The 16,887-nt window shown below is 37.2% G+C and carries 18 protein-coding genes and 2 pseudogenes; 9 read left to right on the top strand and 11 right to left on the bottom strand.

Annotation, left to right across the window (positions count from 1 at the left end; translation table 11 throughout):
* Positions 1-21: 21 nt before the first annotated feature.
* A complete protein-coding gene (locus tag JCM1039_RS09595) occupies positions 22-945 on the bottom strand; it encodes a LysR family transcriptional regulator (RefSeq protein ID WP_025015597.1) in 924 nt (307 codons plus the stop codon).
* Between the two features lie 121 nt (positions 946-1,066).
* On the opposite strand from JCM1039_RS09595, the pseudogene JCM1039_RS11530 reads away from it, so the two are divergent.
* Positions 1,067-2,916, top strand: a pseudogene (locus JCM1039_RS11530) (flavocytochrome c).
* A gap of 85 nt (positions 2,917-3,001) precedes the next feature.
* On the opposite strand, the gene JCM1039_RS09585 reads toward JCM1039_RS11530, so the two are convergent.
* From JCM1039_RS09585 to JCM1039_RS11520, 5 genes and pseudogenes are all read right to left on the bottom strand, one after another.
* The gene (locus JCM1039_RS09585) at positions 3,002-3,232 is read right to left on the bottom strand and encodes a cytochrome b5 domain-containing protein (RefSeq protein ID WP_025015596.1); all 231 of its coding nucleotides are present in this window, start codon (positions 3,230-3,232) and stop codon (positions 3,002-3,004) included.
* A 96-nt stretch (positions 3,233-3,328) separates the two neighbouring features.
* Positions 3,329-4,198 carry a lysophospholipid acyltransferase family protein gene (locus JCM1039_RS09580; RefSeq protein WP_025015595.1) on the bottom strand — a complete coding sequence of 290 codons (870 nt, stop codon included), beginning with the start codon at positions 4,196-4,198 and terminating at the stop codon, positions 3,329-3,331.
* A complete protein-coding gene (locus JCM1039_RS09575; RefSeq protein ID WP_025015594.1) occupies positions 4,195-5,142 on the bottom strand; it encodes a glycosyltransferase family 8 protein in 948 nt (315 codons plus the stop codon). Before JCM1039_RS09575 ends, JCM1039_RS09580 begins: the two co-directional genes overlap by 4 nt.
* Positions 5,143-5,155: 13 nt before the next feature.
* Positions 5,156-6,112: a glycosyltransferase family 8 protein gene (locus JCM1039_RS09570; protein WP_025015593.1), complete on the bottom strand. Its 957-nt coding sequence runs from the start codon at positions 6,110-6,112 to the stop codon at positions 5,156-5,158.
* Between the two features lie 17 nt (positions 6,113-6,129).
* Positions 6,130-6,965 (bottom strand): annotated as a pseudogene (locus tag JCM1039_RS11520) (glycosyltransferase).
* A gap of 95 nt (positions 6,966-7,060) precedes the next feature.
* Here JCM1039_RS11520 and JCM1039_RS12345 point away from each other — a divergent pair.
* The 4 genes from JCM1039_RS12345 (at position 7,061) to JCM1039_RS09545 (ending at position 9,015) form a co-directional block, all read left to right on the top strand.
* Positions 7,061-7,396 (top strand): helix-turn-helix domain-containing protein, encoded by a 336-nt coding sequence (locus JCM1039_RS12345; RefSeq protein WP_025015592.1) that lies wholly within the window; start codon positions 7,061-7,063, stop codon positions 7,394-7,396.
* Positions 7,397-7,407: 11 nt separating this feature from the next.
* On the top strand, positions 7,408-7,863 hold the full coding sequence (locus tag JCM1039_RS12340; protein ID WP_025015591.1) for a hypothetical protein: 456 nt from the start codon (positions 7,408-7,410) through the stop codon (positions 7,861-7,863).
* Between the two features lie 103 nt (positions 7,864-7,966).
* Positions 7,967-8,239, top strand: coding sequence for a hypothetical protein (locus JCM1039_RS09550; RefSeq protein ID WP_025015590.1), 273 nt, complete (start codon positions 7,967-7,969; stop codon positions 8,237-8,239).
* Positions 8,240-8,301: 62 nt separating this feature from the next.
* Positions 8,302-9,015, top strand: a complete 714-nt coding sequence (locus JCM1039_RS09545; protein WP_025015589.1) for a hypothetical protein — start codon at positions 8,302-8,304, stop codon at positions 9,013-9,015.
* A gap of 59 nt (positions 9,016-9,074) precedes the next feature.
* On the opposite strand, the gene JCM1039_RS09540 is transcribed toward JCM1039_RS09545, so the two are convergent.
* Positions 9,075-9,833 carry a lysophospholipid acyltransferase family protein gene (locus JCM1039_RS09540; protein ID WP_025015588.1) on the bottom strand — a complete coding sequence of 253 codons (759 nt, stop codon included), beginning with the start codon at positions 9,831-9,833 and terminating at the stop codon, positions 9,075-9,077.
* A 127-nt stretch (positions 9,834-9,960) separates the two neighbouring features.
* Between JCM1039_RS09540 and JCM1039_RS09535 the strand changes: the two genes are divergently transcribed.
* The gene (locus JCM1039_RS09535; protein WP_025015587.1) at positions 9,961-10,632 is read left to right on the top strand and encodes a hypothetical protein; all 672 of its coding nucleotides are present in this window, start codon (positions 9,961-9,963) and stop codon (positions 10,630-10,632) included.
* A gap of 75 nt (positions 10,633-10,707) precedes the next feature.
* On the opposite strand, the gene JCM1039_RS09530 is transcribed toward JCM1039_RS09535, so the two are convergent.
* Both JCM1039_RS09530 and JCM1039_RS09525 read right to left on the bottom strand, forming a co-directional pair.
* A complete protein-coding gene (locus JCM1039_RS09530; RefSeq protein ID WP_025015586.1) occupies positions 10,708-11,130 on the bottom strand; it encodes an ImmA/IrrE family metallo-endopeptidase in 423 nt (140 codons plus the stop codon).
* Positions 11,127-11,480, bottom strand: coding sequence for a helix-turn-helix domain-containing protein (locus JCM1039_RS09525; protein WP_014565477.1), 354 nt, complete (start codon positions 11,478-11,480; stop codon positions 11,127-11,129). The genes JCM1039_RS09530 and JCM1039_RS09525 overlap by 4 nt, the downstream gene beginning before the upstream one ends.
* A 304-nt stretch (positions 11,481-11,784) precedes the next feature.
* Here JCM1039_RS09525 and JCM1039_RS09520 point away from each other — a divergent pair, with 304 nt between their 5' ends.
* A complete protein-coding gene (locus tag JCM1039_RS09520; RefSeq protein WP_025015585.1) occupies positions 11,785-12,099 on the top strand; it encodes a hypothetical protein in 315 nt (104 codons plus the stop codon).
* A gap of 30 nt (positions 12,100-12,129) precedes the next feature.
* Positions 12,130-13,125, top strand: coding sequence for a helveticin J family class III bacteriocin (locus tag JCM1039_RS09515; RefSeq protein ID WP_025015584.1), 996 nt, complete (start codon positions 12,130-12,132; stop codon positions 13,123-13,125).
* Between the two features lie 142 nt (positions 13,126-13,267).
* On the opposite strand, the gene JCM1039_RS09510 is transcribed toward JCM1039_RS09515, so the two are convergent.
* Positions 13,268-13,942: an SLAP domain-containing protein gene (locus JCM1039_RS09510; RefSeq protein WP_025015583.1), complete on the bottom strand. Its 675-nt coding sequence runs from the start codon at positions 13,940-13,942 to the stop codon at positions 13,268-13,270.
* A gap of 136 nt (positions 13,943-14,078) precedes the next feature.
* On the opposite strand from JCM1039_RS09510, the gene JCM1039_RS09505 reads away from it, so the two are divergent.
* Positions 14,079-15,272: an SLAP domain-containing protein gene (locus tag JCM1039_RS09505; RefSeq protein ID WP_025015582.1), complete on the top strand. Its 1,194-nt coding sequence runs from the start codon at positions 14,079-14,081 to the stop codon at positions 15,270-15,272.
* Between the two features lie 154 nt (positions 15,273-15,426).
* On the opposite strand, the gene JCM1039_RS09500 is transcribed toward JCM1039_RS09505, so the two are convergent.
* Positions 15,427-16,887 (bottom strand): transposase (locus JCM1039_RS09500; RefSeq protein ID WP_025015581.1); only part of this gene is annotated, 1,461 nt, incomplete at its 5' end.

Raw genomic sequence — 16,887 nt, 5'->3', positions numbered from 1 at the left:
AAAATATAAATCCTCGGCTTTTTAAATCCTCGATTTAAGATTGAGTACCTTAAAACTATTGATTAATTTCTGCAATGCGGGTGATGGCTCCGTATCTGCTTTGGTAGCAATAAAGAATTGAATATAGATTAAATTTTCGTCGATTGGCAATAGATTGATTGGAGTTTGCCGCATTTTAGTTAAAATGCTGGCTGAAGAAATGGTCAAACCTACACCTCGCAGGGATAACTCGGTTGCTGTGACGATACTTTTGCTTTCTAAAACAATATTAGGTTTAATATGAAACTTTTGGAAAAGTCCATTAACTTGATGGCGGATAGCTGACTCAGAGGCGCTTAAGACCATAGAGGCTTGCAAAACTTCCTTTAGGTCCAGACTACTTGGTTCCAGAATAAACTTGCCAGGTTGGAAATAAGACGAGTTCTGAGGAATAACTACGTAGTACTGCTCACCATCTTTAACCGAATAAGTTAAATCACGTGAGATAGTTTTGGGTGTTTGACCAATGTAACAATCAATGTCACCGTTGAGTAAGCTAGTTTCACTTTTACGGGGCGAATTCTCAAATAATTGAATCTCAACCGTAGGATTTTCTTTTAAGAAATCTGGAAGAAGCCGAGGCAACAAGAAAGTACCTAAACTTTCTAAGATACCTAACTTGATAATTTCCTTATTTGGCTGCGTAAATGGTGCAAGTTCCCGCTCAAGTTGCTGATCATTGTAAGAAATGTTTTCTAGATATTTGTAGTAAATCATCCCAGCTTCTGTTAGAGAAAAAGGTACATGATCGCGATTGATAATTTGCGTACCAAGTCGTTTCTCTATTCTTTTAATTAATTGGGTCAAATAAGGCTGGGAAATATATAATTCGCGGGCGGCTTTTGTGAAATTATTTTCCTTTAGTAATACATCAAGGTAGTGCAATAATGCTTCGGGATCGTTCATATAAATACCTCCAATAATAAAATTATTATAACTCATTAGCTAGAAAACTATTTCCTTTAACGCTGATTCCTTATTAAAATAAAGAAGAAAGCCTTTACAAAAAGGGGAGATTTTTATGGCTATGAAACCAGGTACATATGATGTAAAAGCAAAGGGGCATGGCTCAAGCTACATGCCTATGCAGGTCAAATTATCTGAAGACAAAATTGAAAACATTAGTGTCGACGCAAGCGGCGAAACTAAGGGCGTTGCGGATGAAGTATTCAATCGCTTGCCAAAATTAATTGTCGACAACCAAACCTTAAATGTTGATGCAGTTAGTGGAGCTACCATCTCTAGTCACGGCGTAATTGATGGGGTTGCGGAAGCAATTACTGAAGCTGGTGGTGATGCCGAAGAATGGAAGAAGCGCGCTAACCCTACTAAGGCGCATGCCACAAAAGATGAAGAATACACAACTGATGTAGTAGTTATCGGTGCTGGTGGTGCTGGTTTAGCTGCAGCTGCTCGTAGTATTCAACATGGCCGCAAAGTTATCGTACTTGAAAAATTCCCACAAATTGGTGGTAATACAACTCGTGCCGGTGGTCCAATGAACGCGGCAGAACCTGAATGGCAAAAGAAGTTCAAGGCTTTGGCTGGTGAAAAGGAAGATCTGGAAAAATTGGCCGCAACACCAATTGAAAAGATTGATCCAGAATATCGTCCTGACTTTGAAGCTTTACAAAAACAAATTAAGGAATACGTTGATTCAGGTGCAAATTATCTATTTGATTCAAAATTATTGCATGAAATTCAAACCTACGTTGGTGGTAAACGTACTGATTTGAACGGAAATGAAATTCACGGTACTTATGCTTTAGTAAAAGAATTGGTTGATAATGCACTCGATTCAGTCAAATGGCTTAAGAAGCTTGGTGTAAAGTTTGACGATAGCCAAGTAACAATGCCAGTTGGTGCTTTGTGGCGTAGAGGTCACAAGCCAGTTGAACCAATGGGTTATGCTTACATCCACGTTTTAGGCGACCGGGTAAAGGATCATGGCGCAACTGTTTTAACAGAAACTCGCGCTAAGCACTTGCTTGTAGATAATGATCGAGTAGTTGGCGTTGTTGCCGAAAAGAGCGATGGTTCTAAGGTTACCGTTCATGCTAAATCAGTTATCTTAACTTCAGGTGGTTTTGGTGCCAACATGAAAATGGTCCAAAAGTACAATACTTATTGGAAGCACATTGATGGCGACATGCCAACAACTAACTCTCCAGCGATTACTGGTGATGGTATCGGTTTAGGTAAAGAGATTGGCGCAGATTTGGTCGGTATGGGTTTTATTCAATTGATGCCTGTATCTGATCCCAAGACTGGTGAATTATTCACTGGTTTGCAGACGCCACCTGAGAACTACATTATGGTGAATAAAGAGGGTAAACGTTTCGTAAATGAATTTGCGGAACGTGATACCTTAGCTAAGGCCGCAATTGCCAACGGAGGACTCTTCTATTTGATCGCTGACGATAAAATTAAGGCTACTGCCTATAACACTACCCAAGAGTCAATTGACGCTCAGGTGAAGGCGGGAACGCTTTTCAGAGCAGATACTTTGGCTGACCTTGCTAAGCAAATTGGCATGAAACCAGAAGTGCTTGAAGATACGATCAAGAAGTACAATTCTTACGTTGATGCTGGTGAAGACCCAGAATTTGGCAAGAGTGCTTCAACTTAAAGTGTGAAGTTGCTCCGTTCTACGCTACGCCACGTAAGCCAGCCATTCACCATACAATGGGTGGACTTAAGATCGATACTAAGGCTCGCGTTATTAACAAAGATGGCGACGTAATCAAGGGCCTTTACGCTGCGGGTGAAGTTGCGGGTGGTATTCATGCCGGCAACCGTTTGGGTGGTAATTCACTTGCTGATATCTTTACCTTTGGTAAAATCGCAGCCAATACTGCTTTTGAAGAAAATAATTAGATAGATTACTAAAAATAGAAAGTGCCTAGGAGCAATTCCTAGACACTTTTTTAATGGATTTATTTTTTTGGATCAAAATTTTGGTTTAGTTAAAAGTACCAACTTTGTTGGCGTGAACTAAAACTTTTGCCCCGTGTGGGGATGTATTAGTTAAATCAAAACTTACGTCTCGTCCTGCGCACATGCCGTGATGTTCGCCGTTAACCCAGTGTGAGTTGTTGGTTACATCGTAGACTACGCCGTTTACGGCAATATAAGCTGGACGACCGTTTTTGCCGTCATAATTTGACAGAGTTTCTTTAGTGAATTTTTTCATATAGAAGAAGCTCCTTTCTAGAGTAATACTACATTAGCCTAATGGTAACACAGTGTCACTTTTGAAAGAAGCATTCTAAATTTTCTTATATCTTTTTTATGAAAGATGGCCGCGCCATCCGGCAATATCCCAGTCTAAGAAGTCATAATTCAATTTCTTGCCATAGATTTTTTCATAGGCGGCTACTTTTTGCTTGTAATCTTGTTCCATCATGTGATGCGCGTTTTCGTTAGCACTCAAAGAAACATCAGGGTAAATAGGTTTTAAAACATGCACGATGTACTTGGTTTCGTAGAAATTGGTATCTTTCTTTTCAACCTTAGGTAAATCCTTGATTTCGACAAAAGTAGAAATAACCGGCACATTTTGTTTAGCAGCAAAGTAGTAGGCACCGCGTTGCAACTTACGAGGCTTGCGGTAGTTCCACCACATTTCTTGTTCAGGGTAAATCAAAACCCAGTTGTTTTGGTCCAAGGCTTTACTTAAATGCTTTGGAAATTCGTTGGCAATGTAGCTAGGGCTTTGAACCAAAGGAATGGTGCCGACATAGTTCATTAAATAGCGGAAAAAGCCGGGCAACATAAGGTTAGTGTCCTCAATTACAATTGAAAGCTGACGGTGCATTTTGTCAGCGAGCAATTTGATTGGGAGCGAATCGATTTGGTTGTAGTGGTTGGTAGTAACGATAGCGCCACCGATAGGCAAATTGTTTAAATTTTCTAAGCCTTTAAATTCGGTTGAACCAGCCAAGGTTTTAGCTAAAGTATCATAAAGCACATGTCCAATACGATTGTTAACCTTGCTAGAAAGAGTTTTACGGTTTTCCCAATAATTGTTAACTAGCTTCAAACGTTCATCAAGTGACATTTGTGGGTCGCCGATTTCAACTTTAGCCGTAAAATCGCGGTCGTTAGCAGCTTTTTTGATATTTTTGATTACTGCTTCTCGATTATCGCCAAAAATCATAATTTAACCGCCTCGCGTTCCTTAACTTTGGCCCAATTGTTAGGGTCTTTTTCTGTCTTATCTTCCTTTAAAAGCATGTGGTTAAGCTTTTGACGATCAGCTGCACGTTGCTCATCGGTGTAGTTATCAAGTTCAGCCTTTAATTCATCATAAAACTTAGTTTCCTTAGCGCTTTGCCAGAAGTAATCTTCATATTGAATACCTGTGAAATGCCATGGCTTGAAGAAAGGGTTATAGTGAATCAAACCAGGATTTTCGATTGGTTCGGTATTTTCATTAGGCATAGCATCCCAACGTGGATCAAGGTGGAGAATGTTGCCTTCACCCATTTCGTTCAAGTAATCTTGGTCAGGTACGATACAGTCAAAGTGGTATTTTTCAAGCAGTTCCATAAAGTGGTCGATAAAGAGCTTGTCGCGGAATTGCTTAGCGTTCATTACGAGCATCCCTGAATTGATGTATTTCTTAGGATCGAGTGCCAAAACATCTTTGATGTACTTCACCATCTTAGGCACAAATTGAATTGAAGAGTCGGTGCAAGCACCAAATAAATTATTGCCAAGATCTATGTTGTAAAGCTTAGCAATATCATCATTTACAACAGTGTCACTATCGATGTAAATTGCCTTGTCGTATTGCGTAAACAATTCAGGAATAAACAAGCGATAGAAAATTGACACGGTGAAGAAGTCGGCACGTAAGAAGTTTTCCTTTCGGTTTTGAATCGGCTTCACCAACTTGTCGTCAATATGGAAAAACTTTACGTGTACATTTTCATTGCCGAGATCGCTTAAATCTTTTTTATGCTCATCAGATAGATCTTGGCTTAAGAAATACACGGTGTAGTCTGTATCAAGGCTGGCATGTTTAACTAAAGAATTAAGTGATACTGCAGCGTATTTAGTGAAGTCGTCGCTAATGCTGTAAAAAACTGGTACTGTCATAAATTTTCCTTTATTAGTCAATCTTAACGGATTCGTGCTTTTTGACCTTAGCCCAGGTGTTAGGCTCATCGACAATCATGTCAACTTTCTTAGCCATCAATTCAAGATCGGTGCGGGCCTTTTTACGGTCTTCATTGGTAAAGTCCGCAAGTTGCTGCTTTAATTCGTCATAGTAAGGCGTGGTCTTGGCAACATCCCAGAAGTAGTGGGCGTATTGCACATCTTCGAAGTGCCATGGTTTGAAGAATAAGTTGTAGTGCACGATCTTAGGATTTTCGATTTCGGGGATGCTTTCGTTAGGCATTGCGTCCCATTCCTTAGGTAAGTGGTAGATCTTGTCTTCGCAAATTTCGTTCATGTAAGCTTGATCTGGATCGACGTTGTCGAAGTGGTACTTGCCCATGAGGTAGTAGAACTTGTCGACGAAGTGCTTGTCACGGAAGGCCTTCATGTTAAACAAAATAACACCGTTGTTGATGTACTTTTCGGCAGGTAAAATGCCTTGACATTCCTTGATATATTTTTGCAAAAGTGGCATGTAGCGAATAGACAAATCAGGACAGCTGGCAAACATGTTGTCGCCGATTTCGGTGTCGTATAAATCTGCAATATCCGCACAAATGATGGTATCAGCATCTAGGTAAACTGCCTTGTCGTATTGTGGGAATAATTCAGGGATGAACAGACGATAGAAGATAGACATGGTGAAAAATTGGGCACGTAAGTAGTTTTCTTTAGTCTTGTGAATTGGCTTAACCATGTCGTCGTCAATGTGGAAGACGTGGACATGAATGTTGTCGGTTGACATGTCTTCCAAGCTCTTTTTGTGTTCATCAGAAATTTCTTGAACCAAAAGAGTGATGGTGTAGTCCTTCTTAGGATCAGCATGATCAATTAATGATTGAATTGAAACAAATGCATATGGTGTGTAGTTATCACTGATAGTGTAAAAAACAGGGATAGTTTTCAAAATGGTTCCTCCAAGTATTATTCTTTCAAGTTATCGCGAATTTTGAGATATTCGTTGAGCATATCGTCGTATTCATGTAGATGCAGTACGCTGTGCACACGAGCTACGTCCCATGCTTAACTGTTTGGGTATGGAAGTAGGGCCAGAAACGAAAACTAGTGGTGAAGTGTTGAATCTTGGTATCTTTTTGCAGGCGATATTGTTCGTTGTAGCGACGAGGTACGACACGCTTTGCAACGGCCAGTTTGTTAATTGCGGACTGGTCAGGCAGGAACATCTTCTTGGTTTGCATCATGTCTCTGACTTTAGCAAAAAGACCAGTTTGCTTGATCTTAGTCATGTTCAAAAGCAAGACACCAGAGTTTAGGTAGTCAAAGACGCGCTTAGTTTTGACATTGTGGAAGAAGAATCTGCCCCAGTAGTCGAGCACGCCGACGAGTTCGATACCCTTGATATTTTGCTTGTAAAAAGCAGTGATGTCGCCGCGAATAACGATATCGTCATCTAGGTAAAGAATGCGGTCAGGGATCTGTGGTAATTCATCCGCAAATAGGCGCAACATGGCATAAGGCGTAAAACGCGTATTCATGTTAGCTATAGGTGGCTGCTTGATAAATAGATCAGTGCAGTCGATCAACTCCAGCGTATTTTTAGGGTTTGCTTTAACTAATAAGGAACGGATATAGTCTGCGGCATGTTCAGAGAAGGGATGATATTTGCGTTCATCGCTGTGAGCTTCCATGGTTAAAATGTAGAGGTGCAGCTCTTTAGCACCAGAGTTCTTTAATAGAGATAGTGTGGAGATTAAAACGCCGTCTTCTGCGTTTTCGTCCCCGCAAAAAAGTATGTTCATAATTACTCCTGTTTAGTAGTATTCGAATTTACTAATCTGTATATTCTATATGATACCATGTAGAATTCATTTTTCTGAATGGAGGGCTGAAGTCGATGAAAATTTCAGAGGCTTTGAGGAAAGAACGACAAGACAGAAACTTAAAGCAAAAAGATATGATTAAACATCTAGCTATCTCTAAATCACATTATTCGCAGATAGAGCATGGAAAGCATCGTATTTATGCTGATAATTTATTAAAAATGTTAGCTGATAATAATATTGATTATCAGCATTTCTTTGATGAAGTGGCTCCTAGATATGGATTTAGAAATGAAAATTCTGAATTACAAAAAGAAATGTCCCAAGCCTTTTATGAAGCTGATTTAAAAAAGGCAGAGATATTAAAAGATAAAATTTTCCAATTGAATATAAATTACATGCATTACTAATAGTGGCTGAATTGAAAAAAACTAAATTAGATGCGAAAACACAGAAAGAAATTCTACAGTTAATGTTCTCCCAGAATGATTGGACTAAGAATAGGGATGCACTTCGCATTTTTGGTAATGCTATGAAGTATTTTGATAAAAGTGTACGTAGAACATTAATGCAATCAGTACTGAGAACGTATAAAAATATTAATAATTTCTCGGATAGAGAAATAATAAGAATTGCTACGATTTGTGTTAATTATCTATTTAATATCGATGATAAGCATGATTTTCAGGATAAAGAAGTTGAGCAAATATTCTTGTTACTCAAAAGTTTAGAACCAATTCCAGCTTTTTTAATGTATAAACTATTGGGTAAATTTTATTTAGCAGTATCTAAAGGTCAAAAAGAAGATGCCGAGGAGATAAAAAATGTTTTAAGAATGACTGGATATACTGAGGTAGCACAAAGATTAGAAATTTAGTTTTCTGTAGAAAATTTTTCTGACAATATTAGTATTCTGCTTATAATAAAAAGTGAAGAATGTCATTGGAAATTGTCCTCAATAGAGAGAATAGGAGGGTATTATGTCTACTCCAGGATGGATTTGCGTGGCATTGCTGATAATAGGCATCGCCGTTTCAGCAACGCCAGCGTATAAAAATTATCGTGTATGGTTATGGCGAAAGTGGGGCTATTTCAATGTTGCTGTACCAATATTGATTATGCTGGTTGCTAATATATACGCGTGCTTTCAAGATGGCGCTGTAGTTATTATGACTATACTTATCCCATTGGATGTTGTTGCTGTCGTTGCAGCGATTTTTACGTATTTTCAGATACGCAAAACGAAAAAATAAGGCTAACATGAAAATATTTTAGATATAAAATATAGGCGTAAAAAGAAAGGTGAGTTAAAACAATGAAATCAGGAAAGATTTTAACAACTTTATTTGCTGCAGCTTCAGTTGCTACATTACTTGGTGCTGCTCCAGTTACAGTTAATGCCGCAAGTAGTAATTCTGGTTCAGCTACGACCAGTACTAAAAAGTCACCTAAGCTTGTGATCCAGAATACGCCTAAACTCAGTAAATGGGGCTATGTTGTAAATGTTAATTTTTCAGCTCAACCTATTTATGTTGGTAAGTCAAACTATGCAAAGCTTGTAAATAATCCGCTTTTTAAAGGAACTAGAACTGTTAGTCCCAAGAAAATCAAGAATGTTAGATTTAAAGTTGAGAAAGTCATGCATTTTAAGGGCGTAAGTGGTTCTCCAGAGTATTTTGTAACCTCTAAGGATCATAAATATAATGGTTGGACTCCGAGTGCTGGTTTGCAATACTATGCTATAAATAGTAAGCCTCTTCAGAAAGTAATTAAGTCATTGAAGAAAATAGAAGGAAGAAGTCCTATCAAACAAAATGGAAAATTTACTTCAAAGGGTACAATTACTGATCGTAAATGGCTTGCTAAGAATGAGCATGATTATGCCCTAGCAGTCAAAGCAGCTAAAAAGTTGAAAGGTAATCAACGGAAATTTGTTTTAGGATCTTTAAAACAAATGAAACAAGATGGTGTTCTGCGTAATGTCATGATGGAAAAGAAAGACAACATTTTGTTATGGAGCGTTAATTAGGTAATTAAAACTCTTAAAGACAAACTAATAAGGTTAAGAAGCAAAAACGTTTCTTAACCTTATTTTTTGATATATTGGCAATATTTATAATCACTAAGCTTAGCTCGGTCAATTAATGTCTTTTGAATTTCATCGTGGAGCTTATTTTGGGCTTCCTTACGGCTTAAAGTTTGATCCGGGTAAAATGGTCCGTCGATATAAACAACTGCGCGAGGGCGCTTCCCAAAGCGTCTTTTATGGTAGGTTTTGGTCATAACGAAACTTGGCGCGTTCAGTTGAACAGGAAAGTGCATGCTGGTTGCATCAAATGGACGAATCTTCGTGTAGTAGGGCCAAACGTGGGCCTCTGGGTAGATTAGGACTTCGCCTTTTTTATCCTTGATTACGGTCTGGATGGCCTTGATTAGCTTGACTGACTGCTTTAGGTCTTTACCGACGGGAAGACCACCGTAGCGCACTAGGTATTTACCAATGAAGGGGATGCCCCAGTTTGCTTGGCCCGCGATGGCGTAGAAATTCTTAATGGGAAAAATGGTAAGGGATGTAAAAACATCGCCCATTGGTCTGGTGTGGTTGCCGTAGACGAAGTAGCCACCATCGACTTGCTTTAGTTTTTCTTTGCCGATGACCTTAACGTTGTCGAAAAAGCGGAAGACGATCCAGCCAAAACCAGCCGCAAGAGGACGAGCGATTGCTGACCAAATTTTTGCCCCGCGAGAATTGGGCAAAATTACGTAGTCATCTGGTAAGCTAAAATTTTGATCGTGGCTGTCGACCACGTCATCGGTAGTTTTGTGATAATAGTAAATTCGTTTCATTCGTGTTCTTTCAAGATAGTTATAAGTTAATCTTATCATGAAAAATATTAAGCGAAAAATCGATGCATCAGGCAAAAATTTTTGTGCAATAATATTCTTGAATTCATGAATAAAGGGGTAATTAAGTATGAAACTTAACAAAAAAATGTTGTTTTCTTCTGCTGTTATTGCGGGACTTCTCTTAAGCGTTGCGCCTGCTACTGTTCAAGCTGCAAGTACTGCTAGCAATGCACCTAAAACCACAAATGTTAATCCGAAGGCCGTAATTGAAAATGACCCTAAGTTAACTAAACAAGGCTACGTTTTAAGAATTAAGAATTCAAAAGATGCAGATCCTATTTATGTGGGCAAAAACAACTACAAATATGCTTTAACGCATTATGAAACCTTCAAGGGCAAGACAATTAGTCCAGCTAAGGTCCAAAATGTTAAATTTAGAGTTGAAAAGGTAGTAAGATTCCACGGCAAAATTAGTGGTGCTCCATTATACTTAGTAGTTTCTAAGGATAAGAAGTACAGCTGCTGGACTACGCAAGCAATGCTTCAATATTATTACTTCAATAGCAAGGGGATGCGCGGAGTAGTAAATCCATTGAAGAGAATTGCCAATAGAAGCGCTGATAAGAATATTATTAGTCTAAAGAATAAACAAAATAAACGCGACTTTAATGCAGCGATGAAGGCTGCTAATAAGCTTAAGGGTAGTCAGAAGAAGTTTGTTGTAAATTCTTTGAAGCAACTTAAGAAAGATAACAATATTGGCGTTGAGGGCGACAATTTGCTTTTGTTTGGTCTTTAAAATAAAAAAATACATTAAAAGAATATAGAAAAACTGGTGCATCTAAGCCATGAGGCTAGGAGTATCAGTTTTTTGTTATATTAGGTCGTCATTGTCTTTGAAAAGTTGCTTGGTTGCGGTGGTCATTCTTTCGGGGATGCCATAGTTCTGCATAAAGGTTCCTGGTTCTTGAATGTAGTCACCATTTTTGCAGGAATAGTCGTAAATAATCTTAAGAGAAAATAGATCTGCTTCCTCTTCTTCTGAGTTTTGCCCTGAAAAACTAGGCCAATAGGCGATACCTGAATCACCTAACATTAAGTGACCAATTTCGTGGCCAATGATAAAAGGCAATTGATTAGGATTATGCCAATTAGTATTGATTACCATTTTATGAGCATTCTTAAATGAAAGTGCTGGGTCGTATGGCTCTCCTTTAACCAAGATGTATGAAAGACCGTGCTTAAAAGCATAATTGAGTAAGTACTCAATTAACTCTTCTTTGCCTAAGTTTCTCATTTCTTGTCTGCACGACCTTCCTTAATGTCATCTTCCATTAGTCCTCGAATCATATTGAGATATCTCTCAGGAACGTTGTAACCATGATATGAATAAGGCTTTTCTTCGTCTAGTGGAATAGAAGTTGGTTGTCCTTTTGTAGGTATAGGGGTAGGATCATCAGTTTTACCTTTTAGGTAATCGATTGAAGTATTTAGTACTTCAGCTACGGCCTCTAAGGCATCACCACCAGGCCTTTTATTCTTCCAATTATAGATAGAATTAGTACCCAATCCAGCCTTGTCATTCACTTCACGTAAGTTCATTTTATATTTTTTCGCTAATTCTTTAGTACGCTCTAATTCAATCATGGCAAGCATTCTCCACGTATTTCAAAATATTAAATAAGTATTTTTACTAAAAATGTGTTGACAATATTAGTCTTTAGACGTAGTATAAGAACTGTCAACGAGATATGAAAGAAATAAGAAAAAGCCTAGAAACACGTGTGCAAGTAAGAAAGGAATCATGTGCTCAAGGTTATTTCTTATACCATTATATTAGTATAAATACTAATATTAGTCAACAGATATTAGTATTAAGTTGATAAATTTTCTATAAAGAGGTGGTGCTAATGACTGTGCAATAAGGAAAAAGAGAGGTGAAGAAGAAATCATGGATATTCATGATTACGTTGAACTAATAGCTCTAGCGTTTTGGGTTATTAGTGTTGTAAGTGTCGGTATCTTGAGTCATGTTCACTTTAAGAACAAAAGGCTGGAGCAGTTTCGTATTACTGCCGATGATCTGATGAAAAGTTACGTTGGTTTGTACAACAAAGAAAGCTTGGCCAACGATCAAAAAATTAATCGGATTGTCAATGCAGTAGTGGACGGACTGGAAGCAAAAGGTTTTAAAGTGGAAGACCAAGATGTAAAGGATATTTTTGCGAAGGTCGCAAAAATTATTAATGAGAATTCTTCCAAATAGGAAGATAGAAATTTTTTCGGAGGTTTTATTATGGTAGATATTAGTAAAATGTATGATTTAGAGGGATTACACAGGGTTGTAGTTCAAAAAGGTAATGTAGGTGGAAAGTATATTTATGCATTACAACTTTTAACACAAGGGACTGATGCAGTTGTATACCGCGCAAGTAAGGGTGAAAAATTTAAGAAAGGTGCAGGTACGGAACGTGTATATCTGTATGGTCCTAAAACTGCAGGTATTGATCCAAAACAAACTGCTGGTGGTCATACTCAGACTTGGGAATATGCAGGAACTGCAAAACAAGGAAATGATAATGCAGAATGGTTTATTGGAACAAAGAGTAAATATGATTCACAAAGCAAGATTTATTGGGATACACAAATTGCTAGAATTCCTTTTGGCAAACATGCTAAGTTAAATACTAAACTGCCTAGAATTTCTAATTTGAACCAAGCAGGTAGAAAATTTGGTTTGGGTTATGATGGCGGTACTATGGTTAGATCTGAAGCGGCCGTATCTCCATCACCAAATTACAGTTATTTCTTAATTGCAACTGTAGATAGTGCAGGAACGGGTTATTTCTCTGTTTATAATTTAACTGACGTCAATAATGCATTAAATTCGCACGGCACAAGTGATGTGAGCCTTAAAAATGATGAATTAGCTAATCTATGTCTAAGATCATTTAAGATTGAGGGTTTTGTAACTGATATTGGTTCAATTCAAGGTTATGATATTGATGATAATCTAAATATTTATATTTCAAGCGAAGCACATCCTAATGAAAAAACTCATATTGAATCAAAAACAAGAAAAATTGTTAAAATTCCATGGGGTGCGACTGATCCATCTCAATGGGATGTTAAAAATTTAGACGGTTATAGTGAATTAGATGAAGCAGGATATGCGACTGAATTTGAAGGGATTCAAGTAAATGGAGAAAATGATCTTTATTTAACAGTTGCATATCATAGCAAGTCTAACTATACTACAGAGAAAAATAAAATTTTTAGAGTAATTTGGTAGAAATAATAATTTTTAAAAGAATTTAGAAACTAATAAAACCTATTAAATCTTGGCTTTATAGACCTTGATTTAACAGGTTTTTTATTTTATGCAAAATTTAATACGCTAATAATGCATTAGATAGATCATAGATCTTAAACTTTTATTCCCAGAGAGCAAGTTTAAATGGATTGGAAATAATAGTATGTCTAGGATTTTTCTTTATTTCCATAGAGTAAACCCAATATTCTGTACCTTTTATATGATAAGAAAAGTAGCTGTCATTACCTAAAATATCATATTCATCACTAATAAATTTTGATCCAGTTTTTAGAATCTTGGAAGTTTGTTTACCATTTGAGTCTGTAGCATATACATATTTATCATTTCCCACAGGGGTTCCAATAGTTAGTGTTTCATAGTTAGTATAAAGTTTTTTATTATTTATCTTTGTTACATTAATACTCTTTACATATTTATTAATTCCGATTCGATAATATTCTTGTCCTTTAATAACTTTATATGGAAGCCAGCGAACTATAACTGATGGATATTTGGAATTATTTGAATTTTTCTGATATAGAACCTTGAGTGTATAATATCTCTTCACGGAATTTGTTTTTTGCAATTTCCCTGGAGCAGTAACAGCCTTATTCTTCTTAAGGTAATTGCCTTTACCACGTAAACGTTGACCTTTGTTGTTGTATACATAGGAGTTGCTGTTTAAATACAGCTTCACAGTATTGGCTGCCTTAACTGGGCTGGAATTCATGCCTAGTGAAACGATGCCCAAAAAGACAGTAATGAGAATGGTAAATATTGTTCTATTCTTTTTCATGTATTAACACCTCATTAATATTCTTGAATGCTAATACAATTATAGTCCATTTTCATTTATGTCCATATTGATTGACTTAAAAATTGGGGGGAGATAATAGAAGTATCAGCGAGATATTAACAGAAAGATGATTAAAATGAAGAAGAATAAACTTATCTTGGCTTCAGTTGCAGCATTAATGGCTGTAAGCCCAGTGCTTTCATTCGGCTCACAAGTTCACACAGTTCAAGCTACAGATAATTCTGTCAGAAAGACAGTTATGCATAATTCAATTGCTTATGATAAAGATGGCAATTCAACAGGTCGAAAATATATTACCTGTGGATCAATTTATGTTGATCCAACCCCTGTAACTATTAATGGCAATCAATATTACAAAATTTCAGGCAAAGATCAATACGTTAGAGTAACTAACATTGATGGTGTAAGACGTAGAGTAACCCACAATGCTTATATTTACCGTACTTCCACTCAAAGAACACCTTACGGTATGACTGCAAGCAGTAAGAAATGGAAGTTATACAAAGGCGAAATAGTAACTACTTATGGTGGCTACTACACTTTTAAGAATGGCAAGCACTACTTCAAGGTGGGCGGTCCAAGAAAGCAATATGTAAGAACTGCTAACTTAGGTCCAGTTATCGGAACTAATACTTCTACAAGTTCTAATAATTCGTCAAACACCACAATCAATAATACCCAACCAGTTGGTAAATATGAAACCACTGTAACAGTAACTACTCCATACACTTATCTTTTTACAGAAGTTCCAGGTAAAATCCAAGTCCAACGTACTAATGAACGTGTTAAAAAAGGTGATAAGTTTGTGGTAGACCGTTTAGAGCAAGGGACACGTGCTGGTACTGGGCAAGACGGTGATGACGATAATGAGCTAGCAATTTATCATATTAAGGGGACGGATTACTGGATTTATAATAATGATGTTCAAGCAACTAAGCAATTATCAGTTCAGAGCTATAACAAAACAGACAAATCATTAATTACTATGGATCAACCAGTTGAAGTCTACAATGCAGATGGTACTTCTCAAAATATTAGAATTAAGAAGAACGATTCGGCATGGAGAGTTGATAGTTTATCATACATTTGGGTAGCCAAGGAAAATAAGGCTGAACTATTCTATCGTTTACATTTGAATGGTGAATATAGAAGCGTTTATCGCTTAATAAACAATGGTAACTATGTTTCCGATCGTGTTCCAATTAAAAATGCATACGTAAAAGCAAGTGAAGTTAAAGTTGATCCAAATGGTTTGAAATTAACACCATCAAACACTGTCGCTGAAGCAGAGGCTGCTGCGAAGAAGTAAGATATATAAATAAAATCCTGTCCATTAGGGCAGGATTTTTTGCTATAAATGATTTCAGTGTATACTTCAGATATGTAAAAGAGAGGCAGAAAAAAATAATGATAAAAGTTAGAAATTCTCGTGATTTACCTGTTACTGACAATCCTTTTCATAATCATGGAAACTTTGAAAAAGTATGGAAGATACAATGGCGATGATTCTGGATTCGTGGATGCTGAAGTCGATGATAATGAAATTCAAAGCAAATAGAAAAGTGTCTGGGAAGAAACTCGATTTTTAGCCCGGATATAAAAACACAGAAATTCATTATTTTTAGTGAATTCCTGTGTTTTTTGTTTTTGAAATGAAAATTCGAAGGCTTTACCTTCTTGTTGGCTCCATATTTTTTTAGATTCATCGTCATGAACATGATACCGACATCCGTTTCGACTTTCTTTTTGCCTCTTAAATGCGTTCTGCGCATACCAAATACACTCTTCATGTGCCCAAAAATTGGCTCCATATCTGACTTGCGACAGCCATAGATGCGTTTGCCTTCTTCGCTTTGAAGAGTCTCTTTTGCTTTTTCTTTTAAATACTGCCAGTTAGGGTTGTAGCGAATCTGTCTTTGTCGACCTGTTTTGGTTTTAGCCAATTGGGTCAGTTCTTCAGTTAGCTGGAACTCATCAGTTTCATAAATTTTGAAGTTTCTGACCATGCCAGTAGATTGATCTTTTCTTTGACTATAATATTTGAAGTTGAAGCGGACTCCTGATTTATCTACGTAATAGTCTTCTTCGTTATAGTACCAGTTGTCGACCTTTGATGGATCTTTCTTATATTTTCGCGTTTGTTCTTTTTCGTATTGTGTATACGGAATCTGATAGTTCTTATCTGAATAATTCTCTTCCAGAATCGAGTAATTGTATTCACTGCCATAGCCCGCATCGGCCACAATATTTTGAAACTTATCGAGAATTCCTCTGGACTTCATTTGGTCTAGAAATGGTTCGAATGTTCTAAAGTCAGTCGGATTAGGAAACAGGGCAAAATCAACTATATATTGATTAGTAGTCGCTGCCTGAATATTGTAGCCTGGCTTTAGCTGCCCGTTTTTCATATGATCTTCTTTCATATGCATGAAGGTGGCATCATGATCTGTTTTAGAGTAGCTGTTACGGCCAGCAAAGATCTCTTCAGCTTCTTCGTACTTTTTAGCACGCGGAATAAAATCTTTTCTGAGTTTATGTGCGATCTTCTTTAATTCACGGCGCTTGGCCTTATTCTTTGATCCGCCTGGAATGGCTTTAGGTTCTCGATCAATTTTCTCGGTCAGCTTCTCAACTTCTTTTTCCGTTTCTTGAGCCAGAATCTCTAAGCCTTGACTAGTTTGGGCTTCTTCTTCGGCCATGGCTTTGACTACTTCTTTATTGATCAGTTCTTCATATAAAGCAGACACGTCTTCCTTTAACTTGGCATGATACTTCTCAATAGCTTTTCGCCAGACAAAAGTGTACCTGTTGGCGTCCGCTTCAATCTTAGTACCATCGATAAAAACTGCATTTTCACGGATTAATCCCTCATCTTCTAATAATGAAGTAAAGTAGACAAAGCACTGCTTAATTACCTTATTGGT

The organism is Lactobacillus kitasatonis DSM 16761 = JCM 1039, assembly GCF_000615285.1.
Taxonomy (GTDB): Bacteria; Bacillota; Bacilli; order Lactobacillales; family Lactobacillaceae; genus Lactobacillus; species Lactobacillus kitasatonis.
This window is presented reverse-complemented; position numbering and strand designations above follow the sequence as displayed.